The sequence below is a fragment of the Leclercia sp. M-A074-M genome (assembly GCF_965195605.1).
Lineage (GTDB): Bacteria > Pseudomonadota > Gammaproteobacteria > Enterobacterales > Enterobacteriaceae > Enterobacter.
Genome location: NZ_CBDAHM010000003.1, coordinates 312,341 through 330,099 on the forward strand (window position 1 = coordinate 312,341; position 17,759 = coordinate 330,099).

A 17,759-nucleotide genomic window follows, 5' to 3' on the forward strand; every position below is an offset into this window, starting at 1 on the left:
ATTTCCCCAAAAAAAACCAACCTTCGCGGTTGGTTTTTTTATGCCTGCAAGAGATGGCTAAAAAGCCAGCCCGATGGCAGGCTGGCTTTTGCACGAACATGCTGCTGATTAGATTTCCGGGGTATGCTTGTACCCGGTCAACATCAGTATCAGGCTCTCTTTAGAAGAGGCAGGGCTGAACTGATAGTGATTACCCTGACGGTCGCCACCGATATACCAGGAGATTTCAGTCTTGCCCGCCGCCAGCGCTTTGCGCACCGCCTTGTCGACATCCACCATCCGGTATTCGCGCTTGTTGTTGAGATAGAGCAGCGCATCGGACGAGTAGTTACAGGCCGGACGATTTTTCCAGGTGACGGTGGCGGGATCCCAGTCGTTGCTCGCCGGATAGAAGAAGATCTGATCCGCGCCGTTAGCCTCGACTTTTCCGCCATAGATCCGCACCCGGTATTTGAACAGAGAAGGATCCTGGCCTTCAGGCAGCGCAGGGATCGTAAACTTAACCAGACTCATCGTTTCGCTGTTACGGGTGCGGCCGCCGTTTTTCCAGTTATCCTGCACCAGCAAGGTCTGCGCCCCAGGTACCGGGGTATCTGGCGTCTCGCTACTCACCCAGACGTTTGCCAGCGCCTTTGAATAGCCGTAGGGGACGTTAGTGCCGCAGTCCATGCCCTGATTCATGCACATCTCAGTCATAAAGCGGGCACCCTCTTCAGTCCAGCCATTCATAAAGTCGGCGTGGGCGGTATAGAGGCTGCCCCAGTGCTCTTCGCGCACATCGCCATTCATGGTGGGATCGAGCGACAGCTGGGCTTTCGCGGTATCCAGGGAGGTGATCCCGTGCAGCACCCAGGCCACGTTCATATTAACCGTCGGGATTTTCACCGGATAGCCGGACGGGCACTGCCCTTTCACATCGTAGGTCGCACTCGCCATGCCATGGTGCGGCTGCAGGTGGATACCATCCCAGCAGTTAGGGAACTGGATCCCGATATTAAACTGCACCGCATCTTTGGCTTTTCTCAGCCCACACACTTCACCGACTTTATTGCTGTAGCCTCTGCCGTTAGCGCATAAAAAGGTTATGCGGGCGTTAGGCCCGGTACCGTGGTGATCGCCCGCCAGCAGCGCCAGCCCTGCCGGAAATGGGCTGAGCGGGAACTGTTCCACGTTAGACGCCTGGTAATAGGTTTTTTGGTAGGCGGGTTGAACCACCGTCCCGTCCGGCAGGCGCAGCGACGGCGCCCAGTAAGCTGAGCTGTCGGCTTTGTTATCGCAGGTGGTTTCTGACTGCTTACGCAGTGATTGATAGGTCGAATGGGCGTCCGTGCGGGTGTTGCCGAAAAAGTCGTGCCACATCGCCTGGTTGGTTTTGCCAAACATCATAATGGCGTCATCGCCCAGAGTATGGCTATAAGCACAAACCACGTGCGCCTGCGGGCCTGCATGGGCATAAAGTGACGGCAACAGCAGGGCTGACGCCATCGCGGTATAAAGTGTGGTCCTTTTCATAAGTATCTCCTGATAGAAAGGACCACATTGGTAACAAAACGGCACTCACGCTTCGAATGATTTGCGCAATATTTTTCTGCGCTTGCGCGCTTTACAACGCCGCGGGGGGGTTGCGCAGATATCCCAGCGTCAGCAGGCAGATCGTCGCCCCGGCATAAAAGGTATATTCCGCGCCCCACGTTTCCCAGATGATGCCAGCCCCCAGGCTGGCAACCAGCAGCGCCACGCCGCTCACCATACTGAACAGGCCAAACGCCGTACCGCGCAGGTCGGGGGGTGCCGTCTTCGCAATCATCGCGGTCAGCAGCCCCTGGGTCATCCCCATATGGATGCCCCACAGCGCCACGCCGGCAATAATCCCGATCCAGTGGGTGCTCAGCGCCAGTACAATATCGGCGGCGATCAACACCGCCAGTCCCCACTGGAGCAGGCGCGTATGGCTCATGGCATCGGAGAGTTTGCCAAACGGATAGGCCGAAAACGCGTATAGCAGATTCATGGCGACCATCACCAGCGGGATCAGCGCCAGCGGAATGTCCGCCTGCTGGGCACGCAGCACCAGAAATGCCTCACTGAAACGGGCGAGAGTAAAGACAGCGCCGAGGCCAATTACCCACCAGCAGCTGGCGCCGAGGCGTTTCAGGTTCTCTTTTTTGATGGGATTGGACCGTTTATGGGCAACAGGCGTGGCGGGCTCATGCAGGCCCACAAAGAGCAGTAAGACGGCCAGCACGCCGGGGATGACGGCGATCCAGAAGATAGTGCGGAAATCATCGTTCCACAGCAGCATCATGCCGACCGCCAGCAGTGGGCCGAGAAACGCGCCAATGGTATCCATCGACTGACGCAGCCCGTATGCCGCCCCGCGCAGTTCCGGCGGCGTGACGTCAGCTACCAGCGCGTCGCGGGGGGCACCGCGGATCCCCTTTCCTACCCGATCAATCAGACGCGCCCCGAGGATCATCCCCGACGACGAGGCGATCGCAAACAGCGGCTTACTGGCCGCACCCAGACCGTAGCCCAGCAGCGCCAGCCCTTTGCGTTTCCCCAGATAGTCGCTGATGGCACCGGAAAAAACCTTAATGATAAGCGCGGTGGCTTCCGCCAGCCCTTCAATCAGGCCAATGAAAATGACGCTGGCGCCCAGGGTGGTCACCATAAAGAGCGGCAGCAAGCTATGGATAATTTCCGATGAAATATCCATCAGCATACTGACGCCGCCAACAACCCAGACCCCTTTTGGGATCCGGCTCAGCGTGGAAAACCGGGAAACCATGCTCCACTCCTGTAAACGGGGAAAAAATCATTTAACCCGAAAACGGCACAGGAGTGAAACAGGCATTAATCGCGTTGGCGACTCAGTGTTTATCGCTCCCGCCGAGGAAAAATATGCCCAACGGGATAGCCAGCAGCACGGTAAAGACCGTGGTGTAGACCAGCACCATCGCCGACTGCAGCACGTACATGCTGGTGGTCCACTCCGTCAGTGGGATATTGTACTGCTCAACCACGCCGATAATAGTCACACGGCCTACCCCCATCACCGCGATCAGAAAAACCGTCAGCAGTGCCAGCAGAAATTTTTTCCCCGCCGGGGTGTTGAGTTTATTACGTACCATGCGTGTTTCCTTCACAGATAGATAACAATGATTGCAGCTCACCCTACCACGATCGTTCCCCCGGGGCCAATACAGAATTTAAAACCAAATCACAAGGCACTTACCAGTTATATAAACCATTTAAAAATAAAATTAAGGTAAAAAACACCATTCATGGTAGTGTATGGCCACCGTTTGACATAAAAAGGAATCACTGTGAAAAACGCCGCTAAAAGTCTCATCACTCTGCTGGCTCTGACCTGCGCCAGCGCATACGCCACCCCTGCTGACCAGCAGCTCAGTAAAACGGCCCCCTACCCGCAGGCGGAACAGGGGATGAAGCGCCAGGTCATTGACCTGCCTGAGCAGAAAGATGAAGCGAATTACAAGGTGGAACTGCTGATCGGCCAGACGCTGGAGGTGGATTGCAACGCGCACCGCCTCGGCGGTCAGTTAACCAGCAAGACGCTGGAAGGCTGGGGATATGACTATTACATCTTTGATAAGGTCACTTCGCCGGTTTCCACCATGATGGCCTGTCCGGACGGGAAAAAGACCACAAAATTCATAACCGCGAATCTCGGCGAGCATAGCCTGCTGCGCTACAACAGTAAGTTGCCGATTGTGGTTTATACGCCTGCGAATATCGAGGTGAGATACCGTATCTGGCAGGCTGACGAGAAGGTAGAAAGCGCCGTCACGCGCTAATAAAAAAAGCCGGGTAAATCACCCGGCTTTTTAATATCAGAGTGCGATATCCGCAACCGGTTTGCTTTCCGGCTGGGAGGTCGCCTGTGCCTCAGGCTGAGGCGCCGCATCCGGTGCCTGCGGTTTTTCATACTTCAGCTGCAGCACGCGGCTGGTGTACTCCAGCTCCTGCTCGGTGGCCTCAACGTTGCCGTTCAGCGCCGTACCGTATGAAGGAATAATGGTCTTCAGCTTCGCCTGCCACTCCGGGCTGGCGACTTTGTCTTTAAACACTTTTTCCATCAGGTGCAGCATAATCGGTGCCGCGGTGGAGGCGCCCGGGGAGGCTCCCAGCAGCGCGGCTACAGTGCCTTCTTTGTCGCTGACCACTTCAGTGCCCAGACGCAGCACGCCGCCTTTTTCCTCATCACGCTTGATGATCTGCACGCGCTGGCCCGCCTGCCACAGACGCCAGTCCGCTTTCTTCGCTTCCGGATAGTACTCTTTCAGCGCCGCAAAACGATCGTCATCGGAGAGCATCACCTGGCTAATCAGGTATTTCACCAGATCGAAGTTATCCAGACCAACATCAACCATCGGACCCACGTTTGAAGTGGTGGTGGAGCTGAGCAGATCCCACAGCGAACCGTTCTTCAGGAATTTGGTCGAGAAGGTGGCGAACGGCCCGAACAGCACCACGCGCTTACCGTCGAGAACACGTGTATCGATATGCGGCACCGACATCGGCGGTGCGCCCACGGACGCCTGGCCATAGACCTTCGCCAGATGGCGATTCACCACCTCCGGGTTTTCCGACACCAGGAACTGGCCGCCAACCGGGAAGCCCGCGTAATTCTCCGCTTCCGGAATACCGGTCTCCTGCAGCAGCTTCAGCGCCGCGCCGCCCGCACCGATAAAGACAAACTTCGCCTTAATGACGTGCTCTTCTTCATTGTGCTTCAGATCGGCGACGGTCACGCTCCAGGAGTTGTCCGCGTTGCGCTTAAAGCCGCGCACTTCGCTGTTCAGCGACAGCGTAAAGTTCTCTTTTTTCTGCAGAGAGCCCACCAGCTGACGGGTAATTTCGCCATAGTTAACGTCGGTACCGATTTCCGTACGGGTGGCCGCCACCTTCTGGTTCGGGTCGCGCCCTTCCATCACCAGCGGCGCCCACTCTTTGATCTGGGCGTGATCTTCGGAGTACTTCATGCCGCGGAACAGCGAGCTTTGCTGCAGAGCAGCATAACGTCCGCGCAGGAAGTTCACATTGTCGTCTCCCCAGACAAAGCTCATGTGCGGGACGGTGTTAATGAAACTGTGTGGATCGTGCAGCACACCGCTGTTCACCTGGTGAGACCAGAACTGACGAGAGATCTGAAACGCTTCGTTGATCTCCACCGCTTTCTCAATGCTGATGGAGCCATCTTTCTTCTGTGGGGTGTAGTTCAGCTCCATTAACGCGGAGTGGCCGGTCCCGGCGTTGTTCCAGCCGTTAGAGCTCTCCTGCGCTACGCCGTCCAGGCGTTCAACCATGGTCATGGACCAGTCCGGTTGAAGCTCCTGCAAATAGGTTCCCAGCGTGGCGCTCATGATCCCGCCACCAATTAACAGAACGTCCGTTTCCTGCTCTTGCGATGCCTGAGCCTTCGCCGCCGTGGAGACAGCACTAAGGCTTGCCGCCGCAGCCAGCAGCAGGGCAGTCATTTTTTTCATAATTAATGCCTTCGTAATACGCGTTTGTTCGCTATTTATGCAGATGAGGTCGAGTGCGGCGCCACGGTAGCAATATTTAAATATTGTTTAAAGGTTAAATAATTATTGTAATTATGATAATTAATGTCGCGGTATTTGTAGGGATATGGCATTTGCTGCGCTGGAAACGCGCGCGATTTCCCGTTACTATGCTGCCCTTTGTGATCGGCCGCACAGATCCAGCCTTCTGCCACTAACCTGCGAAGAATTATGTCTCCTACACACGCTTCTCCCCATACTCTTGCCGTCCTGCGCTCTCCGTCGCTGTTGATGCGTGAAACGCTGGCCGGTGTGATCACCGCTCTGGCGCTTATTCCGGAGGTGATCTCCTTTTCCGTGGTAGCGGGCGTCGATCCGAAAGTGAGCCTTTTTGCCTCGGTGGTGCTGTGCCTGGCGCTGTCGGTGATGGGCGGACGCCCGGCAATGGTGACTGCCGCTGCGGGATCGGTGGCGCTGGTGATTGGGCCGATGGTGCATCAGCATGGCGCGCAGTATATTCTGCCGGCAGTGCTGCTGGCGGGGCTTATCCAGATCCTGTTCGGCGCGCTGGGAATGGCGCGTCTGATGCGTTTTATTCCCCAGGCGGTGATGACCGGGTTTGTTAACGCCCTCGGGATCCTGATTTTCTTTGCCCAGGTGCCGCATTTCTGGAGCAGAAGCCCGCTGATTGTCGGCCTGTTCGTCCTGACCCTGCTGATTGTGCTGTGGGCGCCCCGCTACATTAAAAGTATCCCTTCCCCGCTGATCGCGATTGTGGTCCTGACGCTCTATACCGTCACCAGCGGCCAGCTGCTGCCGACCGTGGGGGATGAAGGGTCAATTGGCGGCGGGCTGCCGGGGATCACCCAGATGCTGGTGCCGCTGAATCTGCACACCCTGAGCATTATCTGGCCCTGCGCCCTGAGTATCGCCTTTGTCGGCCTGATGGAGTCGCTCCTGACCGCGAAGCTGGTGGATGAGCTGACGGCAACCCCGTCCAGCAAGCGCCGCGAGAGCATGGGGCTGGGCGTGGCCAATATCATGGCGGGCTTCTTTGGCGGGATCGCCGGTTGCGCGATGATCGGTCAGACCATTGTTAACGTCGAAATGGGCAAAGGCCGCAGCCGCGTCTCCACCTTTGCCGCCGGGCTGGTACTGCTGGTGCTGGTTACCGCCCTGAGCGAAGTGATGGCGAAAATTCCGATGGCGGTGCTGGCGGGGATCATGGCGATTGTCGCCATTAAGACCTTCAACTGGCAGAGCATTCGCCCTGCCACGGTGAAAGGCGCGCCGGTTGCGGAAACGCTGGTGATGCTGGTGACCGTCGGGGCCACCGTTTCAACCGGCAACCTGGCAATTGGCGTGGTAGGCGGGATTATCATGATGGTGATCCTCCCTGCCCGCCTGCGACGCAAACACGCCGTTACAGCAGAAACAGTGTCGCCAGCCCAAGAAAAATAAAGAAGCCGCCAGTATCGGTAATGGCGGTGATCATCACGCTCGACCCCACTGCGGGGTCGCGCCCGAGGCGGGTCATGATCATCGGGATGAGAACGCCCATCGTCGCCGCCACCAGCAGGTTCAGCACCATCGCCAGAGTCATTACCCCACCCAGCGCCATATCGCCGTACAGCCACCAGGTCACGCCCCCCATGATGCCGCCCCACACCAGGCCATTAATCAGCGCCACGCCGAGCTCACGCAGGATCAGAAAGGTAAAGTTGCCCGGCTGAATATGCTGAAGCGCCAGGGCGCGCACGATCATGGTGATGGTCTGATTACCGGTATTGCCGCCAATGCCCGCCACGATGGGCATCAGCGAGGCCAGCGCCACCAGCTGGGAGATGGTGTGTTCAAATCCGTCAATGACACGTGAAGCGATGAAGGCGGTGCAGAGGTTGATCGCCAGCCACGCCCAGCGGGTTTTCACCGCCTTGCTCACCGGGGCATAGACATCCTCTTCGGCACTTAACCCGCCGAGGGCACGCATATCGTTATCGGTCTCTTTGTAGACCACGTCGACGATCTCATCGATGGTCAGGCGCCCCAATAGCTTACCCGCCGGGTCTACTACGCCCGCGCTGAGAAGGTTGTCACGTTCAAAGGTGCGGGCGGCTTTTTCGGCGTCATCTTCCGGGGAAAAGAGCATCGGCTGCGTTTCCATCACCTCGCTGACCAGGGTCTGAGTGCTGTTAAGCAGGATGGTCTGTAGCTCAAGCTCGCCGAGCAGGGTTTTATCCCGTGAGGTCACAAACAGCTTATCGGTGTTCTTTGGCATTTTGCCCAGACGTCGCAGGTAGCGCTGGACCGCGCCCAGCGTGACGTCAGGGCGCACCGTAATGACGCTGAACTCCAGGATTGCGCCGACGCGGTCCTGCTCATAGTGCATCACCTGTTGGACCCGGGCACGATCCTGAGGCGGCAGCGACGCCAGCAACTGTCCGGTCAGGTTGCGCGGCAGGTGCTGGACCATGTAGAGCTGGTCGTCGATATCCAGGGTGCGTACCGCGTCGAGAATGGCCTGGTCGCTCATCTCGTCGATCAGATCGTCCCAGACGTTTTCAGAGGCTTCCAGCAGTACCTGACCGCGCTCGTGATCCTCTACCAGCCGCCACAAAGCGTGGCGCTCTTCCGAGGGCAGCGCTTCGAGGGTGTCGGCGAGATCCGGCGGCGGCAAATGGGCTACCAGCGCCCCTACCTCAGCAATATCGTCGGCTAACGTCCCGACATCATATTGCTCAGCCAGGGTCAGTTTACCCAGCAGGGTGGAAGTGAGCGCTTTGTCGGTGGTCATCAGCCAGATCAGGCGCGCACGCTCTTCATCGCGCAGCCTTGCGCTGTTTTTGGTTAATCCAGACATTAAATATCAATCCATTAAATAAGTTGGCATTAAGCATAGCGTGGGGTTGTGTAAATTTTAATAAACGGATGAGAGGAGAGGTTAAAAAAACAGCAGGCGGGGAAAACAAGATCGCAGGCCGGGTGAGGCGAAGCCGCCACCCGGCACAGTTACGCTCAGGCGGTACGGGCTACCGCATCACGCGACGCGGCATCACGCTCAGCGCCGGTCAGTTCCGTCAGCTGGCCGCTGCGCATCTCAAGCAGACGGTCAGCATGGATAAAGTAGTGGTCGTCATGGCTGATGGCGAAGATGGTTTTGCCCATCTGCTGCATCAGCGGCAGCAGCACCTGGTAAAACTCGCGACGGAAATGTGGGTCCTGGTCGGCAGCCCACTCATCCAGCAGAATAATGTCACGCTCTTCCGCCAGCGCCAGCAGCAGCGCCACGCGCTTCTTCTGCCCTTTTGACAGCTTGAGGTTGAGGATTTTACCATCCTGTAGCTCCAGCTTGTGGGACATCTGCAGATGCGCCAGCCACTTCTCCACCAGCGCCGGATCGGCCTGCTTGCCTTCCGGGCCCAGCAGCTGATCGAACAGCCAGACGTCGGTAAACACCGCCGAGAAGAGCTTGCGGTAATCCTCCGGTTTTTCAGCGCTGAGCGGTTTACCGTCCAGCAGGATCTCGCCTGACTGGGGCTGATACAGGCCGGTCAGCAGCATCGCCAGCGTCGATTTGCCGCTGCCGTTGCCGCCAATCAGGAACAGCAGCTCACCGCGCTTAAGGGTTAAATTTACCGGCCCGACGGAAAATGCATTGTCCTGGTACTGGAAGGTGACGTTGCGCAGCTCCAGCGTCTGCCAGTTTGGGAAGGCCTCAGGGCGCGGGAACTCAGGTTTGTACGGCGCCAGGGCAAACTTGCGCAGTTTGTTAAAGGCCACCTGGGCGCTGAGCAGGGTCGGCAGCGCACCGACAGCCGAGAGCAGGGGCGTGCGCAGGAACAGCAGCGTCAGCGAATAGGTCGCGGCGACGTTGGTATCCGCCCAGCCGAGGCTATTTGCCATCCAGAAGACCAGGCCAATCGCCCCCAGCATCATGATATTCGACCAGTTGACCGCGCTCAGGTGGAAGGTATCGGCCCGCACGATATGGTGGCGATACTCACGGGCATCCGGAATATAGAGATTATTGAAGATGTGCTCGGCGCGCTCGCGGTTCAGGGTCAGCTCTTTGCGCCCTTCCAGCACCGTCTGATAGTCGTTGTAGAGCTTATCTTCGGTTTCGCGCAGCACCGCCATATGTTTGTAGACGCGCGACACCAGCAGGTAGCCGCCCCAGATGGTGATCGCAATCCACAGGGCAGTGATGGCCAGCATTTTGGTGGAGAGCCAGGCCAGCCAGGCGGCCGATCCAAAGGTCAGGATGATCCCCTGCACCAGCTCCGGCAGACGCACAAAGGCGATGGTGATCGAACGTACGTCGCTAGTCAGTCCGGCCAGCAGCGAGGCGCTGCCCAGTTGCTCGACGCGTTCAACCTGAGTATCCAGAATCCGCTTGATGAACTCGCTGCGCAGGCGGTAGACAAAGTGGTGACCGAGCGTCGTGAGCGCCAGCTGCGAGCCGAGGGTGACGGCCATCAGCAGGACCAGCAGGCCGAGAAATTCCGGCAGCACCATCAGGGTGGTATCAACAGTTTCAATCAAACGCAGGTTGATAAAGGCGATAAGCCCAATACCCAGCGCGGCGCTGAGCAAGCTCAATGCCATCACCGCGATAAACGGCCAGCGGTATTGGCGCCAGACCAGTAACAGGAGTTCCATGCAGAGCAATCCAGACAAGAAAAAACAGCCAGCAGTGTAAACTGCTCGCCGTTTACATCAAGAATAATTCTTATTTTTATTCGCTATCCGCCGCCTGGCGGAAGGTCAGGTTGTAGCGACAGTCGCCGGTAAGAGGATGCGTACCAGGCTTAAGCGGCTGAATACCATGATAAAACAGTCGTGATGCCCCACCCCAGACCACCACGTCGCCATGCTCCAGCAGCAGACGTTTAAGGGGATCGTTACGCCGTAATCCGCCAAACTGGAATACCGCCGGCAGGCCGAGGGAGACTGAGACAATCGGCGCCCGCAGGTCCGCTTCATCTTTATCCTGATGCAATGAGAGCTTAGCCCCAATCGCGTAGCGGTTGATGAGACAGGCGTCCGGCTGGAACTCAGGGTAGCCCGCCGCGCAGGCAGCATCGTGGCACAGGGTAGCGAACGCCTCCGGCATCGGCGGCCAGAGGGCGTCGGTAAGCGGGTCTTTTGGGGAGTAGAGATAGCCCCGCTGATTGGTGGTCCAGCCCAGCCCGCCGCAGTTGGTCATTGCCACCGACATGGTGTAGCCCCCGGGGGTGACCATCTGGCGGAACGGCGAGACGGTAGCCACCTGTTCGATTGCCTGCATTAATGCAGGCGCCCCAGCCCGGGCGAAGCGGCGCAGGATCACCGCACCGGGCGCCAGCGGCTCCTGCCAGGGTTGTTCATCTGCAAAGAGATCGAGCATCACACCTCCTCTTTTTTCGCTTCCCGACGCAGCAGCGCCGCTTTGCGGGCCGTGCCCCAGCGGTAGCCCGAGAGCCCACCATCACTACGCACCACCCGGTGACAAGGGATGATAACCGCCAGCGTGTTGGCGGCACAGGCCCGGGCCACCGCCCGCACCGCGCCAGGATGGCCAATGGCGTTTGCCACCTGTTGATAGCTTGCCGTCTCGCCGCTACGTATGGCTCGCAGAGCTTGCCAGACCTGGCGCTGAAAAGCGGTGCCGCGAATATCCAGCGGCAGGGGGAGCGCCACGGCGTGGTTATCCACGCTGGCGATCACCCGGGCGACGCGGGCGGCAAAGGCGGCATCTGCCTGTTCCCGCCGGGCGTGAGGAAAAAGGGTCTCCAGCTCGGCAATCAGCGTGCTGTCGTCATCGCCGGGTAAAATGGCGCAGATCCCCCGCACGCTCTCCGCCACCAGGCACCGCCCCAGCGTACAGTCGCTCAGGGCGTAGCGCACGGTGGTCTCTTCCCCGCCGTTGCGGTACTGCTTCGCGGTCATCCCCAGCGTGGCATCGGCGTTGCGATAGTAGCTGCTGCTGTCGGGGAAACCCGCTGCCAGCACGGAGTCGGTAATTTTATCCCCCTGCGCAAGGGCATGGCGTAGCCGTTTCGCCCGGGCCGCCTGCTGCCAGGCTTTCGGGGTCATTCCGGTCGAGGATTTGAACAGACGATGAAGATGATACGGGCTCATCGCCACCTGCTGCGCCAGCTGCTCAAGGGTCAAAGGTTGCTCCTGCTCCAGCAACCGGCAGGCTTTTTCGATGGTGGCGGCGCGCTGCGCCTGCGGGTCCTGTTGATCCGGGCGACAGCGTTTGCAGGGGCGAAAACCCGCCAGCTCCGCACGGTGGGCATCAGGATAAAAGCGGACATTCTCACGCAGAGCATGGCGAGCCCGGCAGGAGGGACGGCAGAAGATGCCGGTGGTCTGCACGGCAAACACAAACTGACCATCGGCACTCTCATCGCGGGCCAGCACCGCCAGCCAGCGTTCATCATCATTATTCAGGTTCGGCTTTTTCATGATCGGCTCCTACTGTAAGCATACTCATAGCCTGCCTGAGCGCCAGCCGACAAAAACCCGCAACCTTGCTTTTTAATTCTTCCCGTTAACGAGGAAACTGGCGAACTGCGGGGACATCCAGGTTTTGAAGCCCTCCCCTTCCCGGGTGATCATATAGACAGCCAGCCCTTGCTGACGCACGACCTCTTTGGCTTTTTCCGTCCCCAGCACCATCAGGCCGGTATCCCAGGCATCGGCCTCCAGGGCCGTCGGGGAGATTACCGTCACCGACACCAGGTTGTGGGTAATCGGACGGCCGGTCTGCGGATCGATTACGTGCGAAATGCGTTTTCCGTCCAGCTCATAATAGTTGCGGTAGCTGCCGGAGGTGCTGATCCCGTGGCCGTTGATATCGAGAATGGCCTGCACGGCGTTTTGCTCATCGGTCGGCTTCTGGATCGCCACGCGCCAGGGCTTATCGCTGGCGTTCATGCCCCGGCTGACCAGCGCCCCGCCTACCGACACCAGATAGCGCGAGATCCCCTCTTCGGCCATTAGCCGGGCCAGGTGATCGGCGGCGTAGCCTTCGCCCACCGTGGAGAGATCGACAAACAGATCGGGAATATCTTTTTGCAGATACTGCTGGCCGGACTGATTAATCACGGACAGATGCTGCAGCCCCGTTTGCGCCCGGGCATCGTCAATCTGCGCCTGATCGGGGGTTTTCACAGGCTGCTTGTTTGGGCCAAAGCCCCACAGGTTAACCAGGGGACCGACGGTAATATCCATTGCGCCGTTAGTTTTGTAGCCCACCCGCAGCGATTCGGTGACAATGTCCGCCATCGCTTCGCTCACCGGCCAGGGCGACGTACTCTTCGACTGATTAAAGCGCATCAGCGCGGAGTCGTTTTTATAGGTGGACATCAGTTGGTCATCGCCGTCCAGCTGAGCCTGGATCTTCCCGCGCAGCTCTTCCGCCCGGGCAGCGGAGAGATCGATGGCGCTGACGCGCCAGAAGGTGCCCATCGTTTTCCCTTCCAGCACCGTCGCGGCGGCGGTTTCGTTCTTTGCAGATGGAGCAGGTGCGTCACACGCGGTCAGCATAAAAAGTGTTGCCAGCAAGCCGACACGTAAAAAAGTAATTTCCATTCGTTATTATCCTCAAGCCTGAGACCGGCAAGAGTACACCAAAAAGCAGGCTTTGTAAGGGCCTGACGGTAAAACCAAAAAAAGGGGCCATTTGGCCCCTTTCGCAAGAGTACGTAAGACTTAGAACTGGTAAACCAGACCCAGTGCTACGATGTCATCGGTGCTGATGCCTGCACGGTCGGTGAAGGCGTTTTCATCCAGCAGGTTGATTTTGTAATCAACATAGGTGGACATGTTTTTGTTGAAGTAGTAAGTCGCGCCCACATCAACATATTTCAGCAGATCCTGGTCGCCGTTGCCTTCGATGTCCTTACCTTTAGACTGCAGGTAAGCCACGGATGGACGCAGACCGAAGTCGAACTGGTACTGTGCAACCACTTCGAAGTTCTGTGCTTTGTTGGCAAAGCCGTAAACAGCATTAGCGCGGTCGGACTGAGAGTCACCGAAACGGGTTGCGTTGTAGGTCTGGGAGTACTGCGCTGCCAGGTACAGGTTGTTTGCGTCATATTTCAGGCCGCCGCTGTACACTTCAGCACGGTCGCCACGGCCGTAAACGCGTGGACCGTTCTGGTCTGCGGTACGTTTAGAAGAGGCTGCTGCCGCACCTACGCTGAAGCCTTCGCCCAGATCGTAAGTCAGGGAGCCGCCGAAGCCGTCGCCGTTCTGTTTCAGCAGGCTACGACCGCCCACGTTTTCACCGCTGACGCTGCCGTTTTTACCCTGATACTGCAGAGCAAAGTTCAGGCCATCAACCAGACCGAAGAAGTCCTGGTTACGGTAGGTAGCAACGCCGTTACCACGGGATTGCAGGAAGTTATCGGCACCGTAAGTGTCGCCGCCGAATTCTGGCAGAACGTCAGTCCAGGAGGTGACGTCATAGATTACGCCGTAGTTACGACCGTAGTCGAAAGAACCTGCTTCAGCGAACTTCAGACCTGCGAAGGCCACACGCGTCCAGGACTGGTTCTCGCTTTCGCTGGTGTTGCCCTGAATCTGGTATTCCCACTGACCGTAGCCAGTGATCTGGTCGTTAACCTGAGTTTCGCCTTTGAAGCCGAGACGCATGTAAGTCTGATCGCCATCAGCGCCATCGTCATCAGAGAAATAGTGCAGACCGTCTACTTTACCGTAGAGATCTAATTTGTTGCCGTCTTTGTTGTAAATTTCAGCCGCATTCGCTGCGCCTGCTACCAGCAGTGCTGGTACCAGGAGGGACAGTACTTTAACTTTCATTATTTTAACCCTCTGTTATATGTCTTTTATTACCACTGCTTACTGATTAACCCTCTTAACCAGTCGGCAAGTTCATTCTCCGCAAAAAAACAGAATAATCCAATAAGAATATGATACGAAAACTTTTAAGATGTTTCATATTGCCACATAGATGTTTCAATTTGTAAATTTCGGGGAACTTTTTGGCCGCACATTTAGTTAAAAAATAGAGCACCAATAATCAAAAACACAAAATAAATCATAAAAATCAGTTATTTATCCAAAAACAAATTATAGCACTGATTGATAAAACAAAAACCGCAGCGGCGACTAAAATATTTACNGCTATCATCATTAACTTTATTTATTACCGTCATTCAGATTTGAATGTCTGTTTATCCAGAATTGAACCGAATGCAATGCATTCGGTTTTTTTTTACTCATCTTTACGCAAACTTGAATAATTTGTGCTACCTGCCTGAAACTATAACGACTATTAATTAAATCTTCGCTTGCTATTTTTAGGCGCATAAATTTCATGGTGATTTTAATTTCTTGTTTATTCGTGCTATTTTTTTTCCTATATTGGGACTTATTTGTACAATTTTTATCTGAGCGTACAGATTTAAAACAGTCCATTTTCGTCTCACAGCGACATGAAAAAGTCAGCCCCGGTAGTGGCGTGAGGCTGGAAATTCGATTATTACGCTTTATACTGCCCTATTCGCCTGAAGCGCAGCCATAACGGGTTAAACACATCAATGAGTCAGTCTGAAACCACAGCCGCGAACAAGTTTTCCCTGCTCCCGGGCAGCATTACTCGTTTCTTTCTTCTATTGATCGTTGTGCTGTTAGTGACCATGGGCGTAATGGTGCAGAGCGCCGTGAACACCTGGCTCAAAGACCGCAGCTATCAGATTGTCGATATCAGCCACGCGCTGCATAAACGCATCGACACCTGGCGCTACGCCACCTGGCAGATTTATGACAACATCGCGGCAACCCCTACCACCTCCTCTGCTGAAGGTTTGCAGGAGACGCGCCTGAAACAGGACGTCTACTATCTTGAGAAGACGCGACGCAAAACCGAAGCCCTGATTTTCGGTTCCCACGACAGCGCCACGCTGGAGATGACCCAGCGCATGTCGACCTATCTGGATACGCTTTGGGGCGCGGAGACTGTTCCCTGGTCGATGTACTATCTCAACGGTCAGGACAACAGCATGATCCTGATCTCCACCCTGCCACTTAAAGATCTCTCTTCCGGGTTTAAAGAGTCTACGGTGGGTAATATTGTCGATTCCCGTCGCGCGGAGATGCTCCAGCAGGCTAACGCTTTGGATGAGCGCGAAAGTTTCTCCTCCCTGCGCCGACTGGCATGGCAAAATGGCCACTACTTCACCCTGCGTACGACGTTCAATCAGCCAGGCCATCTGGCCACGGTGGTGGCCTTTGATCTGCCCATCAACGATCTGATCCCGCCGGATATGCCGCTGGAAAGTTTCCGCCTGGAGCAGGACAATAGCGTGCAAAATATGCGCGCGCCAACGGATAAAGAGAGCCCTGACAGCGTCTCCATCTCCTTTAATGGTTCGAAAATCGAAATTGCTTCCGCCCTGAACACCACCGGCATGCGTCTGGTCTGGCAGGTGCCTTTCGGCACGCTGCTGCTGGATACGCTGCAAAATATCCTGTTGCCGCTGCTGCTCAATATTGGTCTGCTGGCGCTGGCGCTGTTCGGTTACAGCACCTTCCGTTCGCAGCCGGGTCGCCAGAGCGATGTTCCCGTGGCAGCCGGTACCCATAATGAGCTGCGCGTCCTGCGCGCGCTGAATGAAGAGATTGTCTCTGTGCTGCCGCTCGGCCTGTTGGTGCACGATCAGGAGGCTAACCGCACGGTGATCAGCAACAAAATCGCCGACCACCTGCTGCCCCACCTGAATCTGCAAAACATCACCAGCATGGCGGATCAGCACCAGGGGGTGATTCAGGCCACGATTAATAATGAGCTGTACGAGATCCGCCAGTTCCGCAGCCAGGTGGCGTCGCGCACGCAAATATTCATTATTCGCGATCAGGATCGCGAGGTGCTGGTGAATAAAAAGCTCAAGCAGGCGCAAAGGCTGTATGAGAAAAACCAGCAGGGCCGCGCAGCGTTTATGCAAAATATCGGCGAAGCGTTCAAGCTGCCGCTGAAGGCGCTTGCCAGCGAAGCCGCCCATTTATCCACCCCGGAGAGCATGCAGCTGTCCGCTCATGCCGATACGCTGGTACGGCTGGTGGATGAGATCCAGCTTGCCAACATGCTGGAAAATGATACCTGGAAGAGCACGGCGTCGCTGTTTTCCATTCAGGATCTGATTGATGAAGTGGTGCCGGAGGTACTGCCAGTCATCAAGCGTAAAGGGCTTCAACTGCTGATCAACAATCCGCTGCGCGCGAACGATGAGCGTCATGGCGACCGCGACGCCCTGCGCCGCATTCTGCTGATGCTGATCCAGTACGCGGTCACTACCACCCAGATCGGCAAAATTACCCTTGAAGTGAGCAGCGATGAATCGGCTGACGACCGCCTCACCTTCCGCATTCTGGATACCGGCGAAGGGGTGACGGCCAGCGAAATTGATAACCTGCACTTCCCGTTCCTCAACGAGACTCAGGGCGACAACTATGGCAAAGCCAATGCCCTCACCTTCTGGCTCTGCGATCAGCTGGCGCGTAAGCTTGGCGGCCATCTGAATATCAAAGCGCGTGAGTCGCTGGGCACCCGTTACTCTCTTCACGTTAAAATGGCGGCCAGCCCGCAGGATGCGGAGGAGGATGAACGCCTGCTGGATGATGTGGTAATAATGGTGGATGTGACCTCAAATGAGATCCGTAATATTGTGGTTCGTCAGCTGGAAAACTGGGGTGCGAGCTGTATCTCGCCGGACGAACGGCTGGCAAGTCAAGAATATGATCTCTTTTTAACAGATAATCCGTCTAATCTTACTGCCTCGGGCTTGCTTTTAAGCGATGATGAGCCAGGCGTGCGGAAAATTGGCCCCGGCCAGGTGCGCGTCAACTTTAATATGAGCAATGCTATGCAGGAAGCTGTACTACAACTAATAGAAGAGCAACTGGCGCAGGAAACGATCCCGGAATCCCCACTGGGCGGCAATGAAAATGCTGAACTTCATGCCAGCGGATATTATTCGCTCTTTGTAGACACAGTTCCAGATGATGTTAAGAGGTTGTATACTGAATCGGCCGTGAACGACTTCGCGGCGCTGGCTCAGACAGCACACCGGCTCAAAGGGGTGTTTGCCATGCTTAATCTGGTTCCAGGCAAGCAATTATGTGAAACGCTGGAACATCTTATTCGTGAGAAAGATGCCGCCAGCATAGAAAAATACATCAGCGACATTGACGCCTACGTCAAAAGCTTGCTGTAGCAAGGTA

Annotated in this window: 12 protein-coding genes and 1 pseudogene; 3 read left to right on the plus strand and 10 right to left on the minus strand. The window is 56.4% G+C overall.

Annotated elements, in window-relative coordinates; all coding sequences use genetic code 11:
- Positions 1-108: 108 nt before the first annotated feature.
- The 3 genes from ACOKCT_RS08175 to ACOKCT_RS08185 form a co-directional block, all read right to left on the minus strand.
- Positions 109-1,512 carry a DUF7594 domain-containing protein gene (locus ACOKCT_RS08175; protein ID WP_420193357.1) on the minus strand — a complete coding sequence of 468 codons (1,404 nt, stop codon included), beginning with the start codon at positions 1,510-1,512 and terminating at the stop codon, positions 109-111.
- Positions 1,513-1,603: 91 nt separating this feature from the next.
- Entirely contained in the window at positions 1,604-2,788 is a 1,185-nt protein-coding gene (locus ACOKCT_RS08180; RefSeq protein ID WP_214422219.1) for an MFS transporter, read from the minus strand.
- Positions 2,789-2,870: 82 nt separating this feature from the next.
- Positions 2,871-3,131 carry a DUF2534 family protein gene (locus tag ACOKCT_RS08185; protein ID WP_420193358.1) on the minus strand — a complete coding sequence of 87 codons (261 nt, stop codon included), beginning with the start codon at positions 3,129-3,131 and terminating at the stop codon, positions 2,871-2,873.
- Between the two features lie 195 nt (positions 3,132-3,326).
- Here ACOKCT_RS08185 and eco point away from each other — a divergent pair, with 195 nt between their 5' ends.
- A complete protein-coding gene (gene eco, locus ACOKCT_RS08190) occupies positions 3,327-3,818 on the plus strand; it encodes a serine protease inhibitor ecotin (protein WP_420193359.1) in 492 nt (163 codons plus the stop codon).
- 36 nt (positions 3,819-3,854) lie between these two features.
- Here the strand turns inward: eco and mqo are convergent, their stop codons facing one another.
- The gene (mqo, locus tag ACOKCT_RS08195) at positions 3,855-5,510 is read right to left on the minus strand and encodes a malate dehydrogenase (quinone) (protein WP_180210026.1); all 1,656 of its coding nucleotides are present in this window, start codon (positions 5,508-5,510) and stop codon (positions 3,855-3,857) included.
- 188 nt (positions 5,511-5,698) lie between these two features.
- Here mqo and ACOKCT_RS08200 point away from each other — a divergent pair.
- Positions 5,699-6,989: pseudogene (locus ACOKCT_RS08200) on the plus strand (SulP family inorganic anion transporter).
- Here the strand turns inward: ACOKCT_RS08200 and mgtE are convergent.
- From mgtE to ACOKCT_RS08230, 6 genes are all read right to left on the minus strand, one after another.
- A complete protein-coding gene (gene mgtE / locus ACOKCT_RS08205; protein WP_103180395.1) occupies positions 6,952-8,388 on the minus strand; it encodes a magnesium transporter in 1,437 nt (478 codons plus the stop codon). The pseudogene ACOKCT_RS08200 and the gene mgtE sit on opposite strands and share 38 nt — an antisense overlap.
- A 155-nt stretch (positions 8,389-8,543) precedes the next feature.
- Positions 8,544-10,187, minus strand: coding sequence for a multidrug ABC transporter permease/ATP-binding protein (locus ACOKCT_RS08210; protein WP_420193360.1), 1,644 nt, complete (start codon positions 10,185-10,187; stop codon positions 8,544-8,546).
- 76 nt (positions 10,188-10,263) lie between these two features.
- Positions 10,264-10,914 carry a DNA oxidative demethylase AlkB gene (gene alkB / locus ACOKCT_RS08215; RefSeq protein WP_103180398.1) on the minus strand — a complete coding sequence of 217 codons (651 nt, stop codon included), beginning with the start codon at positions 10,912-10,914 and terminating at the stop codon, positions 10,264-10,266.
- On the minus strand, positions 10,914-11,978 hold the full coding sequence (ada, locus tag ACOKCT_RS08220; RefSeq protein ID WP_103180399.1) for a bifunctional DNA-binding transcriptional regulator/O6-methylguanine-DNA methyltransferase Ada: 1,065 nt from the start codon (positions 11,976-11,978) through the stop codon (positions 10,914-10,916). Before ada ends, alkB begins: the two co-directional genes overlap by 1 nt.
- 72 nt (positions 11,979-12,050) lie before the next feature.
- Positions 12,051-13,106 (minus strand): FAD:protein FMN transferase ApbE, encoded by a 1,056-nt coding sequence (apbE, locus tag ACOKCT_RS08225; protein ID WP_103180401.1) that lies wholly within the window; start codon positions 13,104-13,106, stop codon positions 12,051-12,053.
- Positions 13,107-13,226: 120 nt separating this feature from the next.
- Positions 13,227-14,339, minus strand: coding sequence for a porin OmpC (locus ACOKCT_RS08230; protein ID WP_103180403.1), 1,113 nt, complete (start codon positions 14,337-14,339; stop codon positions 13,227-13,229).
- A gap of 740 nt (positions 14,340-15,079) precedes the next feature.
- Here ACOKCT_RS08230 and rcsD point away from each other — a divergent pair.
- Positions 15,080-17,752: a phosphotransferase RcsD gene (gene rcsD / locus ACOKCT_RS08235; protein WP_103180405.1), complete on the plus strand. Its 2,673-nt coding sequence runs from the start codon at positions 15,080-15,082 to the stop codon at positions 17,750-17,752.
- The last annotated feature ends 7 nt before the right edge of the window (positions 17,753-17,759 follow it).